The organism is Neisseria sp., assembly GCF_041804105.1.
Taxonomy (GTDB): Bacteria; Pseudomonadota; Gammaproteobacteria; order Burkholderiales; family Neisseriaceae; genus Neisseria.
On record NZ_JBHCJY010000072.1, the window covers coordinates 1 to 19819 of the forward strand.

Consider the following 19819-nt stretch of genomic DNA (forward strand, 5'->3'; position numbering starts at 1 on the left):
ATCAGGGCGACCACGGGGTAGGGCGTTTTCAGGTCAAACTCGGTGGAGTTCGCGCCCGCCAAGCCTGCCACGTCGCGGGCGTATTCGATGAGCGCAATCTGCATACCCAGGCAGATGCCCAGGTAAGGCACGTTGTTTTCGCGCGCATAGCGCACGGCGGCGATTTTGCCTTCCACGCCGCGCACGCCGAAGCCGCCCGGCACGAGTACGGCATCCATGTCTTCCAGCACGGACACGTCGCCGCCGTTTTTCTCGATGGCTTCGCTGTCGATATAGCTAATCTGAACTTCGGTTTCGGTGTGGATGCCCGCGTGTTTCAAGGCTTCAATCAGGGATTTGTAGGATTCGGTCAAATCGACATATTTGCCGACCATGCCGATTTTTATAGTGTGTTTGGGATTTTTAATCGCGTAAACGATTTTTTTCCATTCGGTCAGGTCGGCCTGCTGCACGTTGAGTTGGAGCTGTTCGCAGATGATGGTGTCGATGCCTTGGCTGTGCAGCATTTCGGGGCATTCGTAGATGCTCTCGACATCGTAGCTGCCGACAATCGCGCGCTCTTCCACGTTGCAGAACAGGGCGATTTTGCGGCGTTCGTCTTCCGGCATGATGCGGTCCATGCGGCAGATAAGAATGTCGGGTTGCAGGCCGATGCTCAGCATTTCCTTCACGGTGTGCTGGGTCGGTTTGGTTTTGATTTCGCCCGCCGCCGCGATGTAGGGAACGTAGCTCAGGTGGGCGAACAGTGTGTTGGCCCGGCCGAGCTGGCTGCGCATCTGGCGGATGGCTTCGAGAAACGGCAGCGATTCGATGTCGCCCACCGTGCCGCCGATTTCCACAATCGCCACGTCGTAACCCGCCGCGCCTTCGTGGATGCGGCGTTTGATTTCGTCGGTGATGTGCGGAATCACCTGCACCGTGCCGCCCAAGTAGTCGCCGCGACGCTCTTTGGCAATCACGTTTTCATAAACTTGGCCTGCGCTGAAGCTGTTGCGGCGGGTCAGCGTGGATTTGATGAAACGCTCGTAGTGGCCCAAGTCCAAATCGGTTTCCGCGCCGTCGTCGGTTACGAACACTTCGCCGTGCTGGAACGGACTCATCGTGCCCGGGTCGACGTTGATATACGGGTCGAGCTTGAGCATGGTTACGTTCAGACCGCGCGATTCGAGAATGGCGGCAATGGAAGCGGCGGCGATACCTTTTCCGAGTGAAGAGACAACGCCGCCGGTTACGAAAATAAATTTAGTCATGACCTGGATACCTGTGTGGGAATGCGTGATTTTACCTGTTTGGCGGGTGGCTGAAAAGCGGGCAGGCCGTCTGAAACGGGTTTTCAGACGGCCTGATTTTTTCAAAGCCGGTATTGCTGCCGGACGTGGAATGCGCCGGCAGAGGCCGTCTGAAAAAACCGTATTGTGCGGGGCGGTTTCCGTTTGCCGCCTTGCAGGATGCAGGTGTCTGAAAACATCCGGTACACCGTTACGGCACGGATGCCGTGTCTGCTTATCGGAACAATGCCGCAACGCACCGCTTTCCCGCCGTAACGGCCGCTTCGGTGGCTCAGGGGGGGGGCGATGCGTGCGTCGGACAGCCGCGCCACGGGGCTGCCGGTGGCGGGTGTGGGTTATCCGAACGGCAAGCCGATGGATGTTGCCGTGCGTGCGGAAGACTGCACGCCGCCGTCCGAAAGCGGCGAATTTGTTCTGACGCGGCGCGGGCTTTCGCTTATCATACCTGCTTTTATTGTTTCAAAAGGGATAGTTGTGGTTCGGGCTTTACTGCCGTGCTGGATTGCGGGCGTGGTGTTGTCGTTTGCGCTGCCCGCCGTGCCGCCCGTGTGGGTGTGGGCAGTACCGCTGCCGTGCCTGTTTGCGGCGGCATTTGCCTTGTTGTACCGGCAGGGGCGGACAAGGCCGTCTGAAAATATTCAGACGGCCTTGTCTGTGTCCAGAATCGGTTTGCGGGCAACGGTGTTGCTGTTCTGCTTTTTGTTTGGTGCGGCTTACGGCGTATGGCGGACGCAAAATGCGTTGGCGGGGCAGTGGCCGTTGGGGCGGGACGGGGTGGTGCGTTTGGACATCACGGTGGAAGGACTGCCGCGCACGGATGAAAAACGGGTGCAGTTTGAAGCGCAGGCGCGGGATGCGGCGGGGCGGACGTTTAAGTTGCTGTTGTCCGACTACCAACTGCGCGGTTGGCCTGCGGGCAGCCGCTGGCGGGTAGAGGCGAGGGTAAGGCCGGTGGTCGGCGAAGTGAACCTGAACGGGTTGAACCGCGAAGCGTGGGCGTTGGCCAACGGCATCGGCGGCACGGGTACGCTCGGCAAGGAGCGGACGCGCGTTTCAGACGGCCTGCCTGTCGGCCTGACTGCCCTGCGCCACCGCATCAGCGCCGACTGGCAGGCTGCGGATACGGGCGGGCAGGGTTTTTCAGACGGCATTGCGCTGATGCGGGCGTTGTCGGTCGGCGAACAGTCGGCATTGCGGCCCGAGCTGTGGGCGGCGTTCCGCCCTTTGGGTTTGACGCACTTGGTGAGCATTTCCGGCCTGCATGTGGGGATGGTGGCGGTGCTGTTTGCGCTTTTAGCGAAACTCGCAATGCGGCTGATGCCGTTTGTGCCGTCGAAACCGCGTCTGTGGATGACGCTGGCGGGTTTGGCGGCTGCGTCGGCATATGCGCTGCTGGCGGGGTTTTCCGTGCCGACGCAGCGCACGGTGTTTATGTTGGCCGCGCTGGGGTGGGCGTGGTACCGCGGCAGCGGCGGCGGGATTTGGCGCGGCTGGTGGCAGGCGCTGGCGGCGGTATTGCTGTTCGACCCTTTGGCGGTGTTGGGGGCAGGGTTCTGGTTGTCGTTCGGTTTGGTGGCGGCCTTGATTTGGGCAGAACAGGGCCGTCTGCGTCGGGACGGTTCGGGGTGGCGGACGGCGGTGCGTGCGCAATGGGCGGCAACGGTGTGGTCGGCGGTGTTGCTGGGCGTGCTGTTCGCCGCGCTGCCGCTTGCCAGCCCGCTGGCCAATGCGGTGATGATTCCTTGGTTTTCATGGGTGTTGGTGCCGCTGGCTTTGGCCGCGTCGCTGTTGCCGTTTGCCCCGCTGCAATGGTTGGCGGCGGCTGCGGGGGAATATACGCTGCGGCTGGTTTCGGCAGCGGCGGCGGTTGCGCCCGAATATTCCGTGGCCGCCGCGCCCTGGCCGTTGGCGGGACTGGCCGCCGCTGCCGCTTTGATTGCGTTGCTGCCGCGCGGTTTGGGCCTGCGGCCTTGGGCATGGCTGGTGTTGGCAGGGTTTGTGTTTTACCGTCCCCCGCCCGTACCGGAAAATCAGGCGCATATCACAGTATGGGATGCAGGACAGGGCCTGTCGGTAGGCGTTCAGACTGCCTCGCATTATTTGCTTTTCGACACAGGCACCGAAGCCGCAGCACAAACGGGCGTCGTTCCGAGCCTGCGCGCTTCGGGTGTCCGCCGCATCGATACGCTGGTTTTGTCGCACCACGATACCGACCACGACGGCGGTTTCCAAACCGTTGCCCGGGCAGCCACGCCTGTGCGGATTCTTGCAGGGCAGCCTGAATTTTATCCGCAGGCAGCGTTCTGCAAGGAACAGCAATGGCAGTGGGACGGCGTTGTTTTCGAGATGTTGGAGCCGCGCCGCGCTTTACACACCGAAAACCGCAGCACGGCCGAAGACAACGACCGAAGCTGTATCCTGCGGGTGGTGGCGGGCGGCCAATCCCTGCTGGTTACGGGCGATTTGGGACAGGCGGGCGAGCGCGCGCTGGTGGCGAAATACGGCGCAGGCCTGTTCAGCCAAGTGCTCGTGTTGGGGCATCACGGCAGCAATTCGTCGTCGTCGGGCGGTTTTCTCAACGCCGTGTCCCCGCAATACGGCGTGGCTTCTGCGGGCTACGGCAATGCCTACCGCCACCCCGCCGCCGATGTGCAAACCAGATTGAAAGCGCACAATATCCGGCTGTTGCGCACCGATTCGTCGGGCGCGCTGGTGTTTGTTTTGGGCGGAACGGGGGATGTGTTTGCAGGCCGTCTGAAACGCACGAAACCGTATTGGCAGAAAAAACCGTTTGAATGAAGCGGCAAAACGTTAAAGGCCGTCTGAACAAGTTTTCAGACGGCCTTTCATGCAGGAAGAAGGAATGTCTGCGTATATTGGGAAATCACTTTCAAGGTGGTGTCAGGCTGCCCGTGGCCGTGCGGATGTCCGGCCTTTCCGCAGGCCTGCTAAAAATCCGCCGTTTCCCGCATTTGGCGGTACAATCCGCGCTGACGGACAATATGGCCGTCTGAAAAACAGGATACGGCCTGTTTCAGACGGCCCGAACAGAAAATACCGAATATGGACAAACCCTTATCCTTGGCCGTGGTCGGCCACACCAACACAGGCAAAACCTCGCTGCTGAGAACGCTGCTGCGCGACAGCACGTTCGGCGAAGTGAAAAACGCGCCCGCCACCACCCGCCATGTCGAACAGGCTGCGGTTTCCGACGGTTCGGACGCATTGGTTTACCTGTACGACACGCCCGGGCTGGAAGACGCAGGCGGCGTGCTCGATTGGCTGGAAAGCCATACTTCCGCACGTTCAGACGGCATCGAACGGCTGCACGCATTTCTGGAAAGCCCCGAAGCGCAAGGCGATTTCAATCAGGAAGCAAAAGTCCTGCGCCAGCTTTTAAACAGCGACATGGCCCTGTATGTGGTCGATGCACGTGAGCCGGTGCTGGAGAAATACAAAGACGAGCTGACCGTGTTGTCGTGGTGCGCCAAGCCCGTGATGCCCGTGTTCAACTTCACCGCCGGACAGGATTTGGCGGCGTGGACGGAAATGCTGGCGCGGCGCGGGCTGCACGTTTACAGCGGTTTCGATACCGTGGCCTTTGATTTTGAAGGTGAAATCACGCTATGGAACAATCTGGCCACCATGCTGCCCGCCCGCGGAACGCTCGACCGCCTGACCGCCATGCGCCGCCGCGAATGGACGCAGCTCGACCGCGACGCCCGATTGGAAATCGCCCATTTCCTGCTCGACGTGGCCGCGTTCAAACAGGAAATCGACGAAGACGACAACCCCGTGCCCGTACTCAAATCCATGCAGGATGCGGTGCGCCAGCTCGAACGGCAGTTGCAGCAGCAGCTTTTCGGCATCTACCGCTTTTACCACAGCGAAATCGACAGCGGCGGATGGGCGTTGAAAGAATTCCGCCAAGATCCGTTCGATGCCGATTTGCTGCTCGACTACGGTATCCGCACCGGCACGGGGGCGGCCACGGGCGCGCTCATCGGTATGGGCGTCGATATGCTCACGCTGGGCGGTTCGCTCGGATTGGGCACGACCATCGGCGGCGTACTCGGCGGCGTGCTGCCGAATATGCAGACCATCAGCGACAAAATCAGCGGCCGCCAAACCCTGTTTATCGACCCCGAAACCGTCACCCTGCTTGCCGCCCGCGCGCTCGACCTGCTCTTTGCCCTGCAAACGCGCGGCCATGCGGCTCAGGCGGACATCAGGCTGCAAAGCGGCAAAGCCCCGTGGCAGGTGGCGCAGATGCCGTCCGAACTGGCCAAAGCGCGCGGCCGCCCGAAACAGTCGTCGCTCAACCAGAACCTGCCCGAACTGGCCAGGCACGAGCGGGCGGAAGCGGCGGAAAAACTGGCAGGCCGGCTGGCGGTTTGAAACGGTTTTTCAGACGGCCTGCGGCAGCGGTTCGGTGCAGTGTTGTTTTTTTGTAAATCCAACCGCTGCAAATGCAGACGGAAATTGACGCGCACAAGGCTTGCGCGGAAAATAACGGCTGTTGAGTTGCTTGATGCAGCTTGATTTTTCTCCTCTATTTCTCCTTTGTAGACTTGGGCGCACATTTTCGGATGTGCGCATTTTTTTGCCGGTCGGAAACGGGCGGCAGGGCAGGATTACGGGGTTTGTTGAAATTTTGCTACATAAAATGTCCGTAATGTGCGGATTGGCAATTTTTTCCAAAAAACAGTTGCTCATCGCCGGACAGTTCGGCATAATGCGCCCCGTTAGCTGGTTCGAGTAGTCAGTTAATAGTTTCTCCTCTATTTCTCCTTTGTAGACTTGGCGCACATCCGAAACGGTGTGCGCATTTTTTTGCCCGATTTTTCGGGCTTTTTTGTTGTTTTGTTTCAGACGGCCTTCGAGCGGGATCGGGCAATAAAAAGTTTGGTCGGCATATGCCTGACTGCACGGGAATGACGGTTGTTCACGGTACATATCAAGTCGTACGGGATACACGCACCGTCTTTCTTCAGGCCGTCTGAAATGCTTAATCCAAATCCAGCATCATTTCTTCTTTGACTTCTTCCATCACCACATAACTGCGGCTTTCGGCGGCGGCGGGCAGTTGCAGCAGGATGTTGCCGAGCATGTCGCGGTAGGCCGACATGTCGGGCAGGCGTACTTTGATCAGGTAGTCGTATTCCCCCGAAACCAGGTGGCATTCCATAATCTGCGGGATTTTCTGCACTTCGCGGCGGAAGTCTTCAAAGATGTTGCCGGATTTCGAGCGTAATTTCAGTTCGACGAATACCAACAGGCTTTTGCCCAATGCGTGGGGGTTGAGGCGCGCGTGGTAGCCGGAAATGATGCCTTCGCGTTCGAGACGGCGCACGCGTTCGGTTACGGGTGTGGTGGACAGGCCGACTTTGTCGGCCAGTTCGGTCATGGAAATGCGGGCGTTTTGTTGCAGGTGTTTGAGGATTTTGCGGTCGGTTTTGTCGAGGTGTTTCATGTGGATTTCCTGTATTTTTCGGATTTTAAGGGATAATAATATAAATTTTATTGAAAATAAAATGAAATACGCTGCATATTTTTGGATAAACTTTATGAATCCACTAAAAACATTCCGCGAAATATTCTGTGACGGATAAGGTTTCAGACGGCCGTCTGAACATCCCTGCCGTTGCGGTGGGAAAAACGGCAAAACGCAAAGGAGGGCTTCGATGAAAACGGTGGTGATGGGTGCGGGGATTGCGGGCGTATGCACGGCTTGGTATCTGTTGGAGGCGGGGCATGAAGTAACGCTGCTGGAAAAGGAAGGCGGCGTGGCGGAGGCCACGAGTTTTGCCAATGCGGGGCAGATTTCGTACGGCTATACCACGCCGTGGGCGGCACCGGGTATGCCGGCAAAGGCGGGAAAATGGCTGTTTAAAGCGCATTCTCCGCTGATTCTTCGTCCCGACGGCAGCACTTTCCAGTTGCAGTGGCTGTGGCAGATGCTGAAAAACTGTACGGCGGAACGCTACCATCTCAATAAGGAACGCATGGTGCGCATTTCGGAATACAGCCGCGAAATGTTCCGCCGTTTCGAAGCGCAACACGGTTTGGATTTCGAAGGCCGGAAACTGGGTACGCTGCAAATTTTCCGTACTGCAAAAGAAGCGGAGGCTGCCGAAAAAGACATCGACGTGCTGGCGCACTACGGCGTGCCCTATCAGCGGCTCAATCCGCAGGAATGCCTGCAATACGAGCCGGGGCTGGCACACGCGCTCGACAAAATCACGGCGGCGCTGCGCCTGCCCAACGATGCCACCGGCGACTGCCGCATGTTTGCCGTCAAACTGGCCGAAATGTGCCGTCTGAAAGGCGCGGATTTCCGGTTCGGCTGCGAAATCGGCAAAATCGAACGGCAAGGCCGACGCATTACGGCGGTGGAGGCGGGCGGGGAGCGGTTTGAGGCCGATGCCTTCGTATGCGCGCTGGGCTGTTTCAGCCGCACGGTGCTGGCGCAGTTGTCGCTGAACCTGCCGGTTTATCCCGTGAAAGGCTATTCGCTCACCATGCCGGTGGCCGACGAAGCCGCCGCGCCGGTGTCCACGGTAATCGACGAAACCTATAAAGTGGCCGTTACCCGTTTCGAGCGGCGTATCCGCGTGGGCGGAATGGCCGAGCTGTCGGGTTACCGTTTGGCGCTGCCGCAGCAGCATAAAGAAACGCTGCTGATGGTGGCGGACGGCTTGTTCAAGGGCGGCGGCGATACGGCGCAAACGGAATACTGGAGCGGCATGCGCCCGATGACGCCCGACAGCACGCCGGTTATCGGGGCAACGCCGTTTGACAACCTGTTTACCAACACCGGCCACGGCACGCTCGGCTGGACGATGTCGCTCGGTTCGGCAAAACTGACCGCCGATTTGGTTTGCGGCGTGCGGCCCGAAATCCGCTGCGATGATTTGGGCTTGGCCCGATACGCTTAGCCCGGCATACGCAAGGCCGTCTGAAAAACGTTTTTTCAGACGGCCTTTTGCACGGTTCCGCCCGAGATTGCTACAATGGATTGCAGAACCGTTTGAACGGTTCGAACACAGCAAAGGAGAAAACCATGAACTGCAACAATACCTTATGCCTGATTGTCGATATACAGGAGCGTTTGCAGCCCGTTATGTCGGATGCCGCAGCCGTGGTCAAACAGAGCGCCGTGCTGATACAGGGACTGACCGCATTGGGCGTGCCGTTGGCGGCAACGGAACAATATCCGCAAGGCTTGGGCACGACCGTACCCGAAATCAAGGCGCTGCTGGGCGGTGCGCCCGTGTTTGAAAAAACGCGCTTTTCCGCATTCGTACCCGAAGTCGAAACCCTGCTGCAAGGGAAAAACATCCGCAACGTGATTCTTGCGGGCGAAGAGACGCATATCTGCATGTTGCAGACCGTACTTGATTTGCGGCAGGCGGGCTATGCCGTGTATGTGCCTTATGACTGCACCACATCGCGCAGTCCGGCGAACAAAGAAAACGGCCTGCAGCAGATGCGCGGGGCGGGCGCAGTCGTGTCGAACTGCGAAAGCCTGCTGTTTTTACTGTTGCAGGATGCCGTGCATCCGGCGTTTAAAACGGTGTCCAATCTGATCCGGTAATCCGCAGTCAGGCCGTCTGAAAACGTTTTTCAGACGGCCTGACTGCGGCAAATAAGGATATGTTGATTTTGCGTTGATGCTGCACTGCCTTAATTTGAGCCGATGCCGTCGTTCCCGCACAGGCAGGAATCCGGTTGGGAAGTTGAGAAATCATTGGATAAAGTAAGATTTCCGAAGGGCCGGGATGGATTCCCGCCTGCGCGGGAATGACGGAAAATAAAGCATCAACGGAATATCCAAACACAGCCTTTATCAATAAACAATTTTCTCCATAAATACATTGACCATATCCCACACAAAGGCCGTCTGAACATGCCGAACCATATCATCACACAGGCGCAGCAGTCCGATTTGCCCGCCATCGTCGAAATCTACAACAGCACGGTTGCAGGCCGGCAGGCCACGGCCGATTTGCAGCCCGTTACCGTGGCCGAAAAACAGGCATGGTTTGACGCGCATACCGGCAACCGCCCGCTTTATGTGCTGAAAAATCCCGCAGGCGAAGTGCTCGCATGGGGCGGTTTCAGCGACTTCTACCCGCGCGAAGCCTACCGCATCAGCGCCGAAATCAGCCTGTATGTGCGCCAAGACATGCGCGGCGCGGGCATGGGCGGCATATTGCTGAAAAACCTGCTCGAACGCGCTCCGCAACTCGGCATCCGCAACATACTCGCCCTCGTGTTCGGCCACAACTACCCCAGCATCCGCCTGTTTCGCAGCCACGGCTTTCAAGAATGGGGACGGCTGCCGCAGGTGTGCGATTTGGACGGCAAACTGGCCGACGTGGCCTTATTGGGCAAGAAAGTAACCGATTAAATAGGGACACGGAAAAGGCCGTCTGAAAATGTTTTTCAGACGGCCTTTTGTGATAAGTAGGCTCGTATTTGGATATTATTAATTATAAATATAATATGTTATGCTATAAAGTTACATTGTTGTAAGTGCTGAAAAATATTTCTCGGCATTGTTTATTGTGAGTAATTTGTACCGTAAAGTGATACATTTCTACTATTTAAGTACAGAGTGTCTTTCTGCATCCTTATAGTGCTGTTTACAATATTCGAAAGACAATATTTGAAATGAACATACAAAAATACGATTACCTGTTCGTCGCCATTGATGGATTTTTGTGAGAACAGTGTACGGTTATTCTGCTGAACTGTACGGTTGCCGGTGCTACACAAGTTTCTTGTGCGAGATGTAACAGTCTGCTATTACCCCTTACCATCAAGTGAGCTTACTCGGACGTGGTTACCTGTGTAAAAAATCATATCGGACAGAACCTCAGTGTTGCCCGACCGCAGACAAAGGTGAGACTGAACGTGTTATCTGCAGTTTGAATAGAAACGTAGTATGGTAAGTTTCCATTTAGGAATGCGGAGCAGCGAAAAAAGGAGTTGTGCCGTTTTGTGAGTTTTTATAATACGGTTAAGCCGCATAAGGATTTGAAGAGCGATACACCTGTTTTAGGGGGAGGCTTATTTTCTCAATCTGTTATGTAAACAATGCGGTTATTTCTTGCAATTAAAGCTGTTTGAAACGTTGCTGCCAGTTCGACGGTTCTTTTTTCGTTAATCATACTGCACCAAGTTAACAAAAATATCAGGAATATAATTCCGAAGGAAATAATCAGTTTTTCAGTGAGTCTAATGTTTCTTTGATAAACACATCTAGTTTATTCATTCCAAATTCCTATCAGGCAATTATTGATACCAATGCTTTTGGATTAATAAGAAATAATGGATATAAAAAATCGATATGTGCTAGGCATTGGTGCTATATGCTAAAACCAATTAATTTATTTTTGTTTCAAGATGAAATTAAAATAATATTTAGTTTTAAATTATTATTTAACTCTATAAGTTAATTTCCTTTTGTTTTTCCAATTAATACTCTTTGTGTCAGGTATGAAAGAATAAGGTGCCATGAAATTTAATTGACTAATTAATTTCCCATCTGGGCTAACAAGTAGAAAATAATAACCTGCTTCAAAATGGGTAAGAAAAACATCTCTTAAGATAAGTAAGTTGCCTATATTAGAAATACTATATTCTTTTTCAATTTCACTAAATTCATTTTCATATAGGAGATTACATTTATTTTTACAAGAAAAATATAGATAGAATATTTTTCTTGAATTGTTATATTCTATTTTAAAATTATTATAGGTCTTATAATATATATTGTTATTTAAATTTTTTACCATTTGCCACTAGCTCCACTACCACCAAAATTTCCACTGTTGCTAGAAAATTTACTTTGGCCAGATGTGTTTTCAGGCCAAAGGTAATCGAAAACGGCCTTCGATATCAGTTTACCTTTCACTAGAGCTTGGGCAGCGGTTTGCCTTGTCGATAGTCTTGATAGGTATAGTCCCCATACAGTTTGGAATATACGCCCGGTTTGAAAATACTGGAAGTGGCCACATAATGTTTCTCTGTTTCCCATACAAGTTCTGAATCATAAAACTTTCCGTTTAAGCGAAAGCTGATCAAAAACCTATGTACGGTCGGCCTTAATGTGTCACGGTCGAATTCCGAATATAAATACCGTCCGATAAAGGTTGGCTTGACTTCACGTACGAAGAGGTCGTAAGGCATGTTTTGTTCGGTAATATACTCGTCATGCGTCAATGTCCAGTAAAGGTCTTGAATAAAGGAATCGGCAGCAGGCATTTTAACGCCGTTTTTGTTGATGAGATCATGATCCGAAACCTTCAAATAATCTGTTTCGCCCGTCAGCCACTGTTTGGCACTGAACCAGACTTTTTTGCTCGGCCACTCCGGATCTCCGGGGTCGTCTCCTGTTACAAACACATACATTCGGTATTTACTTTCTTCCATATAATATAATCCTGCCAATGTTGATAAGAGTAGCGCGATTAATAAAACCACCGCTTTATTTCTTCGGCTGATATGTTTGCATACCATTTTGCAATCCTTCCGGTGTGTTGCCCGAGGTAGACGGATGCCATGCACCTTTGGGCATGATTGGTCCACCGTCTTTTTCATGTTTTTCTCGAGCATCAATAGATGTTGCTCTTTCCTTTAGATGGTGGGACGTAGTGGAGGATAAAATAAGCTCAGCTTTTTTAAATCAATTTTTATACAGAATCTATAATGTTATAATATAAATTTTAACTATAACTATTCAGTTGAATATTTTTTAGCTTCTTTTTGCATTGCTAAAGTACAGGTAAATTGGTTAAGCATCTTGGCATCACAATATAAGAGATATTCTCTTAATTGATCTTCAGGTACATTACTGAGGTCTCTCTCTCCTATGTAATCATAATACATAATTCGAACTGTCCATGGCTTTTTTAAAAAGGGTACATAATAATTATCAAACTCTCCTACACGGTAAACAACTCCTATAAATGGACAGCATAATAAAATAATAAGAATAAATATTTTCTTATTCATGTTAGTTTTATCTTAAGGTTTTTTTGGGCCAAATTCTTTTCTTGATTCAACTATTTTTTCCATTGCAATACTAGCTGGACATGTTCTAACATCTCCAGATAAAGCAAACTCTTTATGTCCATCTAATTCATTAATTTTAAAAAATTTCATTAAGCATCGTATTAAAACTCTTAAGGCAGATAATTGGGATTCAGGAAGCTGTCTCATATGGTAAAAATAGTCAAATTGATCAGCCCATGTGCTTGGATCAGTGAGAGAAATACTATCTTCACCTGGTTTTGAAAAATCTTCCAATAAGAGAATACCTATTTTTTAAAATTATTATTTTTAACATGAGATCCTTTAAATCTTATATCACGACCTTCTGCAATAGTTCCTAAACAACCAATCGCGTAATGATAGCCAATATCTGAGCATCCATCCTTATCCATGTGCTTGTTTTGTACTTCTGGTAAAGCACCGTACATTGCAGAGCATGCATGTTGAGGTGAATTCCCTTGATGGTGAATTACTATTGAAGTGTAATTCCATTTGTCCTCCAAACCAGCTTTAGCAGCTCTTGCTTTCCATTCTGAACGTTCTAAAAATTTATTGTCTGATATAACAGGTAAATGCTTCTCTAAATAATTGATGATCGCCTGTTGAGTGGCTGCTCTATCATTTACTGTTATCTCTACTGTATTTGTATCATTGTTGTGTATTAAAGTAAGAGTTGTGTTTTTTCTAGTCATTTTATATCTCGTTTGATTTTAATATTCTTTTGGGAGCTTCAAATGCTACATGTATTGAGGCAATATCTGCTTGAGAGGATTTCAAATGTAAAAAGACCTCACTATATGTTGATAAAATTTGTTTGTCTCCTGAAGAAAACTTAACTATACATTTTATTTTTGTTATAGGCTCTCCTGTTTCACTATTTTTAATGAGTAATTTTGCTTCATATGTCGGAAAATCTTTGATAGAAAAAAATCAAAATCTACTTCATTCTGTCCTAGCCAGATATACGCCCCCCCCCGACAGGTAATCAGGATTTCCTCCTTCGCCGCAACCGTCACTTTGCCGTTGCTGCTGGTGACCGTTACATCCTTCAGCGCATTCAACTGCATTTCGTCGTTCTGAGCCTGAACGGTTACCGTTCCCTGATTAGCCTGCATCTTCACCCCCGCCGTCTGCGCAAACAGGTTGACGCCGTTCATTGCATGGGCGGTAAAGTTCCGTCCCGTACTGATAGCCGTATCGCCGCCGCTGACGAAGTGGAGGTGTTCTCCTGCGGTATGCAGCTGGCTTTGGGGTGTCGTACTGGCGATGCCTTCGGGAGCGGACTGGATTAAGGCCGCCCCCTTCAGATCTGTGAACGCGTCTTTCAGACGGCCTTCCATCTCCTTACTTTGCGTCGCTTCGTTCTTGGCCACCGCCGCCGCTTTGTTCAGGCTTTTGGCCAGGGATAAGGCCTGTTCCAGTTGGCTGATGGCCGCATCCATATCCAGCACTTTCCCCGCCGCGCCGTTCTGACCGTCCGAAGAGAGGAACAGCCCCTTAGCCGCCCGGACTGCCCCCCCAGGAATCGGTACGCAGTTCGAAGCCCTCGCCGTTCTCCCCGCGTTTGTCCCGCCCTTTGTCGACGATATGGCCCAGATTCAGTTGCGCCGCCGCATAAGGAGTGGCCAGTTTGATGTGTTCCTTACCCCGGAAATCCTCCATCCGCAGTTTGTTGTTTGCCCAGGTACGGATGACGTTGCGGCTGTTCCAGCCGGCCGGAACATGATCCGGTTTCGTGCTGTTGTGCATCACCCCCGAGATATAGGGACGGTCGGGATTGCCCTGGACGAACGAGAGCATCACCTCGGTGTCTTTGTGCAGCGGAAAGTGCTGGCCGTATTCGTTGCCGGCATAGGGTTTGGCCAGCCGTACCGGACGGCTTTCCCCGCCGGGACTCCATGGGTCCAGATCGAACGGCAGCCTGACGCGGTATCGGCCCATCTCGTCGATGTGGGCGTAGGTAAAATTGTCGGGAGCGGTGATTTTGGCGGGCAGACTGCCGCCGATATGCGGACGCGGAGTGGAACGGGCGGGACGGAACACCTTGCCGGCCGGAACGGCGGTGAAAGTATTTTGATAGGCGGTATCGCGGCTGCCGGAGTGGGAAAGGGAGAGCACCAGCCAGCCGTCGGGCGCTTCGGCAAAGGGGCGGTCGGTATGGAAGACCCCCATCACCCGTAAGGCGGTGTCGTTGCCTTCGCCGAAGGCTTCGGTTTGGCGGCATTCGTCCAGTTCGCGCAGTAAGGCCGTCTGAAGCTGCACCTCTTCGGGGGTTTTAGGGTGCAGCCCCCAATGCGATTCCGACCCTAGGGCTTCGGGGTCGGTGCGTTCCGTTTCGGCGGCCAAACCGGTATCGGCGGTCCGGTAGTTGTAGTCGGCAACCCGTATGGACTGCAGGACGGGGTTGTGGCGGATGTTCAGAGCGAAGACGGCTTCCGCACCGGCCGCCTCCAAACCCCCGTGGGGGCGGTAGGGCGTAGGCAGACGGCCGTCCCGCAGATAATGCGCCGGCGCATCGCCGAACAGCACCACCTCACCGTGTTCCGGATGCTGCTCGAACGCAAACCAGATGCCTTCCTCCTCGCACAGTCTCGAAATAAAGGCGAAGTCGCTTTCCCGGTACTGGGTGACATACTCGCGTAACGGATAGGTGCGGGAGGTTCGGATACGGTACTGCACCCCGGAGAAACCGCGGTGCTGTAACACAGCGGCAATGATGTCGGGAACGGATTGGTGTTGGAACAGACGGGAGGTAAGGTGGCGTTTGAGCACCGAGAGTTTGGGTTCGAGCAGCAGACGGTAGCGGGTTTCGTCGGCGGATTCGGAGAGGCGTTCGGCCGAAGTCACCACCCCGTTCCATACCCTGAGCGCATCGGGCGGGAGCATTCCGTCAATCAGTCCGAGTGCGTCGCTGCTGACGGTACCGCTTCGAAGGTTGCCGGTTGGCCGATATAGGAAGACAGCGGCAAAGTGCTGTCTGTGGAGGTAAGGTCGATGGTGAGGCGGTAGGTGTCGTTGACGGATTCGGCAGCGGTGAAGGAGAGGACGGAGAGGTCGGGGGCGGTGCGGGAGAGGGTGAGGCGGTAGGATTGGGTCGGCATGACGGGAACTTTCGGATATGGCGTATAGATGGATATTTTAGATAGGTAGGATGAGGAAAGGAAAGGGTGTAAAGATGAGCGGTTGGCAGGCCGTCTGAAAGGTTTGGGCGGGCTTTGTGCAGTAGTCTCCAATGCCTGTCTGGACGGATGCCGTCTGAAACTTTTTTCAGACGGCATTGGATTTATTGCTGCGCCTCCTGAGAAACTGACTGCCGATTTTCAGGTTTTGAAAAATCAGGTACACATAGCACCATGTATCTAGTATCTGATTCTATAATCAAATCATTGTTTTTAATACAAAATACAAGACTTGAACCTTCGTGATTGTATTCAAAAGTTCTAATATCTACAGCAATCGATCCTTGTCCTAAAATTACTCTTGGAAAGACAATTTCATTTTTATCGGTAACGGTAATTCTGTCATCTGTACCCTGTGAAAGTTCTTCTGCTTTCTTTACGCAGTCTCCAATTTCAGCCGGGCACCTGATTTCCAAAGTATATTTGTCAATCTTTGCTCCATCCTTATAAACTCTTGCAGATATATCCACAATATAATCATCTCTATCTAATTCGGGAGAAAACACCACAATATTACCGTCCTCATCAAACTTTGCAGTCAATTCGACGGTTCTTTTTTCATTAACCGCAGCACACCAAGTTAGCAAAAGTATTAAAAAGAAAACACCTAAAGTAATCAGAAGCTTTTTCAAAGAATCCAGCGTCTCTTTTACAAGCAAATCCAGTTTATTCATTACTCCTATTAGGCAATGACATATCCGCGTAAAACCTAATATAGTCAGTTATGTTTTGCTATTGTTATGCTTGTTTTTCTCGAATCTTGTTCCTTCGTCAGGAAGTTTAACTTCTTTGTCATTGTGTCGCAAATATTGATACCGATCTTTCTAGATTAGTAAGGAGTAATGGATATAAAAAAGCTAGTATATACCAAGTATTGATACTACATACTAAAACCTATTAATTTATGTTGGGGCTGTCCTAGATAACTAGAATAAATTCTGCTTTACTAATTGTTTTAAAATGGAAATTTGAACTTTTATTTCACTGTTGTTAAAACGCCATTCGCATTCCTTCAAATACAACTCAAAATGCTCTTTCGGAATGCCGTTAAACTTGCGCAAATGCCGTTTTGCCTGATTCCAAAAGTTCTCAATTCCGTTAATATGATTTTGTCGTTCAGCAAAATGTGTGCTGTGATTGATACGGAAATGGCTAAACTCACTCACATCCAACACATCATAACTGCGATAACAATCGGTATAAACAATGCTATCAGGTTTAACCTGTTCGCGGATTATTGGCAGTAAAGTAGCTGTCTGGGTATTGGGTACGGCAACGGTATAAACCTTACCGTTGCGCTTCAAAAGACCAAATACAGCAACTTTGCCAGCAGCACCACGACCGCGTTTACCTTTGCGTTGTCCGCCAAAATAACTTTCATCTATCTCCACTTCTCCGTCAAACATTTCCAGATGCGGGCTGTTTTGATAGATGAGTAAGCGTAAGCGATGAAAATAGTAGGCTGCGGTATTTTTGTTTACACCAACCAACTCGGCTGCTGTTCTTGCTGTAACACCTGCAACAAATAGCTCGATAAGTTTATTTTGTTTGTACTGACTTAAACGACTTTTTCGCATAGGGATATTCTAACTTAAAATTAGATTTCCCTAGTTATCTAGGACAGCCCCTTTAAAATTATTAGAGGTCTTATAATATATATTATTATTTAACTTTTTTACCATTTGCCACTAGCTCCTTTAGCACCAAAATTTCCACTGTTGCTAGAAAATTTACTTTGGCCAGATTTGTTTTCAGACTAAAGGTATAATCTTAATATATTACTAATTATGACCATAACTTTTTAAGCCAATTAATCAATCTGTCTATCCAGTTTTCTTTATGTTCTGTACTGATATAATTTTCAGACTTGGGCTCGAGTTTTCTGTCTACGCATTCTTCACGGAAATAATCCTGTATTTCGATTTTTCCGTTTTTGTTTTTAAAGCAGTAACTTCCTGAAAAACCGTCAAAGTTATCTGGTATATAATTGATATTGTTTGGAACTAATGAAATACCAAACTCTTCTCCATTTTTTAAATTAAACTCTGGGAAAGTAGTTTTGTTGATAGGAATACAGTTGTTTTTGGACGGATAATGATTTGAAAAAGAGTTTTCATATCCCCAATATTCATAATTACTTTCTGAAGTTTTATGATCTTGATTTTTAGAAATAATCTCCTTTTTATGGTGATAGATACCTAATATATAGTTTCCAGATAAATTTTCTTTATTAATATAGGCACATAATTCATTATTTTTTATAATTAAGTCTACATTCCCATCGGGATATGGAGATTTGGAAACTCCACAAGCATTTGAACAAAGAAATACAGTTAAAATTGCAGTTGAAAATTTATATATTAACATTTAATATATCCTTTAATTTAATTATTTTATAATGAATAAAAATTTGGGCCTTTTCGGTAAAATTTATCTTGGATGGCTCTTTTGAAGTTTTTTATATTTTCATCTGTATTATTAAATCCTTGCTGTTCTGATTTTAACTTTTTATTTGTTGGATTAACTAGAAACTCTCTAAGTATGTATTTTCTGTTCGCCTGTTCGGACAGTAGATAATTAAATGCAGGTGTTCGTAGTACAAACTGTCTTTCATATTGAACTAAATAATAATGACAAATAATATCTGCTTGTTGCTCAATATTAAAATCTTTAAATTCTTTTCGTGCATCTGCTCCTAATAAATCATAGGCATATGCCATCAGTCTGCCAGACTTGTGTTTTTTATCGTATCCGCCTTTTATGGCAAGACTTACTCCACGACATGCTACGCTTATTCCCATTGCAAAATATTGCCAAACATGTGCCATTTCGTGAATAAACCAGCGTTTCTTATGTTCAGCATCCACAGCTTTTGTGCTGGAAAAATCTTTAATTTCATCATAATCTTTACTCGGAAGGTGTATTTCTCCAAACGGTGTCATGGCATTGTTCGAATGGTCGGGCATTCCGAGCAGTCCGCCACGTATAATTCGGACTTTGTTAAAGGAATGGAATCCTTGTAAATAATCCGTGCCAATGCAATTTCTCCAGCGGTCAGCTCCCTGGATTCAGGGGGAAGCCTTACAATAACGGGACGTCCTGCATTTGGAGGCATCAGTTTAACCGTTTGTGCAGTTTGTTTTTTAACTATTGCCATAATTTTTATTCCTTTGTTTCAATTTCGATACGGATATTTTCTAAATTTTCAGTAGTTACATAATCAGTTAGCCCATTTCGATCTGTTCTGCCTTTCATAATAAGTTCGTTGCCTGTATAGATTTTATACTTTACTTTTGCCAAAATTTCCTTGGTTAAACGATCTTGTAATAAAAATTGCTGTCCATATTGATGAAGTGGTGTTATTGGTAAGAAAATATTCACACTCTCTTGTTTTGTTACAGTAAAAGGCCCCCTAAACCGAATAATCTTAGGCGTCCCGATCTCCACCTCCCCGCCCGCCAGCCGGATATACGCCCCCTGACAGGTAATCAGCACCTCCTCCTTCGCCGCAACCGTCACTTTGCCGTTGCTGCTGCTCACCGTCACATCCTTCAGCGCATTGAGCTGCATTTCGTCGTTCTGAGCCTGAACGGTTACCTTCCCCTGATTGGCCTGCATCTTCACCCCCGCCGTCTGCGCAAACAGGTTGACGCCGTTCATTGCATGGGCGGTAAAGTTCTGTCCCGCACCGACAGCCGTATCGCCGCCGCTGACGAAGTGGAGGTGTTCTCCTGCGGTATGCAGCTGGCTTTGCGGGGTCGTACTGGCGATGCCTTCGGGGGCAGAAAGCAGAATCACCGCTTCCTGCAAATCCTTAATGCAGTTTTTCAGACGGCCTTCCTGTTCTTCAGTCAACGTGCCCTCCGATTTGGCAATCTTTGCCGCTTTGTTCAAACTCTTGGCTAACCCTAAAGCCTGTTCCAACTGCGCAATGGCTGCGGAGTGGTCATGAACATTCCCCGCCGCGCCGTTCTGTCCGTCCGAAGAGAGGAACAGCCCCTTAGCCGCCCGGACTGCCCCCCAGGAATCGGTACGCAGCTCGAAGCCTTCGCCGTTCTCCCCGCGTTTGTCCCGCCCTTTGTCGACGATATGGCCCAGATTCAGTTGCGCCGCCGCATAAGGGGTGGACAGTTTGATGTGTTCCTTACCCCGGAAATCCTCCATCCGCAGTTTGGTGTTCGCCCAGGTACGGATGACGTTGCGGCTGTTCCAGCCGGCCGGAACATGATCCGGTTTCGTGCTGTTGTGCATCACCCCCGAGATATAGGGACGGTCGGGATTGCCCTGGAC

At 50.3% G+C, this 19819-nt stretch carries 24 protein-coding genes; 6 read left to right on the forward strand and 18 right to left on the reverse strand.

From position 1 onward, the window contains the following. Together ACEYDX_RS06910 and ACEYDX_RS06915 are read right to left on the reverse strand one after the other, a co-directional pair. A partial coding sequence (locus ACEYDX_RS06910; protein WP_373741287.1) for a CTP synthase occupies positions 1-1250 on the reverse strand: 1250 nt, incomplete at its 3' end. A gap of 101 nt (positions 1251-1351) precedes the next feature. Next, on the reverse strand, positions 1352-1600 hold the full coding sequence (locus tag ACEYDX_RS06915; protein ID WP_373741288.1) for a hypothetical protein: 249 nt from the start codon (positions 1598-1600) through the stop codon (positions 1352-1354). On the opposite strand from ACEYDX_RS06915, the gene ACEYDX_RS06920 reads away from it, so the two are divergent. The 3 genes from ACEYDX_RS06920 to ACEYDX_RS06930 are packed head-to-tail and all read left to right on the forward strand — an operon-like array spanning position 1575 to position 5687. Then, positions 1575-4088 carry a DNA internalization-related competence protein ComEC/Rec2 gene (locus ACEYDX_RS06920; RefSeq protein ID WP_373741289.1) on the forward strand — a complete coding sequence of 838 codons (2514 nt, stop codon included), beginning with the start codon at positions 1575-1577 and terminating at the stop codon, positions 4086-4088. The two genes, ACEYDX_RS06915 and ACEYDX_RS06920, sit on opposite strands and share 26 nt — an antisense overlap. Continuing rightward, on the forward strand, positions 4085-4303 hold the full coding sequence (locus tag ACEYDX_RS06925; protein ID WP_373741290.1) for a hypothetical protein: 219 nt from the start codon (positions 4085-4087) through the stop codon (positions 4301-4303). The genes ACEYDX_RS06920 and ACEYDX_RS06925 overlap by 4 nt, the downstream gene beginning before the upstream one ends. 49 nt (positions 4304-4352) lie before the next feature. Then, positions 4353-5687, forward strand: coding sequence for a GTPase/DUF3482 domain-containing protein (locus tag ACEYDX_RS06930; protein ID WP_373741291.1), 1335 nt, complete (start codon positions 4353-4355; stop codon positions 5685-5687). Positions 5688-5696: 9 nt separating this feature from the next. On the opposite strand, the gene ACEYDX_RS06935 is transcribed toward ACEYDX_RS06930, so the two are convergent. After that, entirely contained in the window at positions 5697-6245 is a 549-nt protein-coding gene (locus ACEYDX_RS06935; protein ID WP_373741292.1) for a hypothetical protein, read from the reverse strand. Positions 6246-6297: 52 nt separating this feature from the next. Beyond that, positions 6298-6762, reverse strand: coding sequence for a winged helix-turn-helix transcriptional regulator (locus ACEYDX_RS06940; RefSeq protein ID WP_373741293.1), 465 nt, complete (start codon positions 6760-6762; stop codon positions 6298-6300). 211 nt (positions 6763-6973) lie between these two features. Between ACEYDX_RS06940 and ACEYDX_RS06945 the strand changes: the two genes are divergently transcribed. Beyond that, a complete protein-coding gene (locus tag ACEYDX_RS06945; protein ID WP_373741294.1) occupies positions 6974-8227 on the forward strand; it encodes a D-amino acid dehydrogenase in 1254 nt (417 codons plus the stop codon). A 125-nt stretch (positions 8228-8352) separates the two neighbouring features. After that, positions 8353-8886 (forward strand): isochorismatase family protein, encoded by a 534-nt coding sequence (locus tag ACEYDX_RS06950; RefSeq protein ID WP_373741295.1) that lies wholly within the window; start codon positions 8353-8355, stop codon positions 8884-8886. A gap of 7 nt (positions 8887-8893) precedes the next feature. Here ACEYDX_RS06950 and ACEYDX_RS06955 read toward each other — a convergent pair whose 3' ends face one another. After that, positions 8894-9181, reverse strand: a complete 288-nt coding sequence (locus tag ACEYDX_RS06955) for a hypothetical protein (RefSeq protein WP_373741296.1) — start codon at positions 9179-9181, stop codon at positions 8894-8896. Between the two features lie 17 nt (positions 9182-9198). Here ACEYDX_RS06955 and ACEYDX_RS06960 point away from each other — a divergent pair, with 17 nt between their 5' ends. Further along, entirely contained in the window at positions 9199-9702 is a 504-nt protein-coding gene (locus ACEYDX_RS06960) for an N-acetyltransferase family protein (protein WP_373741297.1), read from the forward strand. Between the two features lie 1508 nt (positions 9703-11210). Here ACEYDX_RS06960 and ACEYDX_RS06965 read toward each other — a convergent pair. The 13 genes from ACEYDX_RS06965 to ACEYDX_RS07025 form a co-directional block, all read right to left on the reverse strand. Continuing rightward, positions 11211-11915 (reverse strand): hypothetical protein, encoded by a 705-nt coding sequence (locus ACEYDX_RS06965; protein ID WP_373741298.1) that lies wholly within the window; start codon positions 11913-11915, stop codon positions 11211-11213. 117 nt (positions 11916-12032) lie between these two features. After that, positions 12033-12311: a hypothetical protein gene (locus ACEYDX_RS06970; RefSeq protein WP_373741299.1), complete on the reverse strand. Its 279-nt coding sequence runs from the start codon at positions 12309-12311 to the stop codon at positions 12033-12035. Positions 12312-12323: 12 nt separating this feature from the next. Beyond that, positions 12324-12605 carry a hypothetical protein gene (locus ACEYDX_RS06975; RefSeq protein ID WP_373741300.1) on the reverse strand — a complete coding sequence of 94 codons (282 nt, stop codon included), beginning with the start codon at positions 12603-12605 and terminating at the stop codon, positions 12324-12326. A gap of 11 nt (positions 12606-12616) precedes the next feature. After that, positions 12617-13042 carry a hypothetical protein gene (locus ACEYDX_RS06980; protein ID WP_373741301.1) on the reverse strand — a complete coding sequence of 142 codons (426 nt, stop codon included), beginning with the start codon at positions 13040-13042 and terminating at the stop codon, positions 12617-12619. 162 nt (positions 13043-13204) lie between these two features. Continuing rightward, the gene (locus ACEYDX_RS06985; RefSeq protein WP_373741310.1) at positions 13205-13948 is read right to left on the reverse strand and encodes a DUF2345 domain-containing protein; all 744 of its coding nucleotides are present in this window, start codon (positions 13946-13948) and stop codon (positions 13205-13207) included. Continuing rightward, positions 13848-15236, reverse strand: coding sequence for a type VI secretion system Vgr family protein (locus ACEYDX_RS06990; protein ID WP_373741302.1), 1389 nt, complete (start codon positions 15234-15236; stop codon positions 13848-13850). The genes ACEYDX_RS06985 and ACEYDX_RS06990 overlap by 101 nt, the downstream gene beginning before the upstream one ends. Positions 15237-15244: 8 nt before the next feature. Continuing rightward, positions 15245-15628 (reverse strand): hypothetical protein, encoded by a 384-nt coding sequence (locus tag ACEYDX_RS06995; RefSeq protein ID WP_373741303.1) that lies wholly within the window; start codon positions 15626-15628, stop codon positions 15245-15247. 5 nt (positions 15629-15633) lie between these two features. After that, positions 15634-16203 carry a hypothetical protein gene (locus tag ACEYDX_RS07000; RefSeq protein WP_373741304.1) on the reverse strand — a complete coding sequence of 190 codons (570 nt, stop codon included), beginning with the start codon at positions 16201-16203 and terminating at the stop codon, positions 15634-15636. Between the two features lie 252 nt (positions 16204-16455). Next, positions 16456-17106 (reverse strand): IS1595 family transposase, encoded by a 651-nt coding sequence (locus ACEYDX_RS07005; RefSeq protein WP_373741305.1) that lies wholly within the window; start codon positions 17104-17106, stop codon positions 16456-16458. A 208-nt stretch (positions 17107-17314) separates the two neighbouring features. After that, complete coding sequence (locus ACEYDX_RS07010) at positions 17315-17896, reverse strand: hypothetical protein (RefSeq protein WP_373741306.1); 582 nt, start codon at positions 17894-17896, stop codon at positions 17315-17317. Between the two features lie 26 nt (positions 17897-17922). Then, entirely contained in the window at positions 17923-18495 is a 573-nt protein-coding gene (locus ACEYDX_RS07015; RefSeq protein ID WP_373741307.1) for a hypothetical protein, read from the reverse strand. Next, positions 18468-18686 carry a hypothetical protein gene (locus ACEYDX_RS07020; protein WP_373741308.1) on the reverse strand — a complete coding sequence of 73 codons (219 nt, stop codon included), beginning with the start codon at positions 18684-18686 and terminating at the stop codon, positions 18468-18470. Before ACEYDX_RS07020 ends, ACEYDX_RS07015 begins: the two co-directional genes overlap by 28 nt. 5 nt (positions 18687-18691) lie before the next feature. Then, a partial coding sequence (locus ACEYDX_RS07025; RefSeq protein ID WP_373741309.1) for a DUF2345 domain-containing protein occupies positions 18692-19819 on the reverse strand: 1128 nt, incomplete at its 5' end.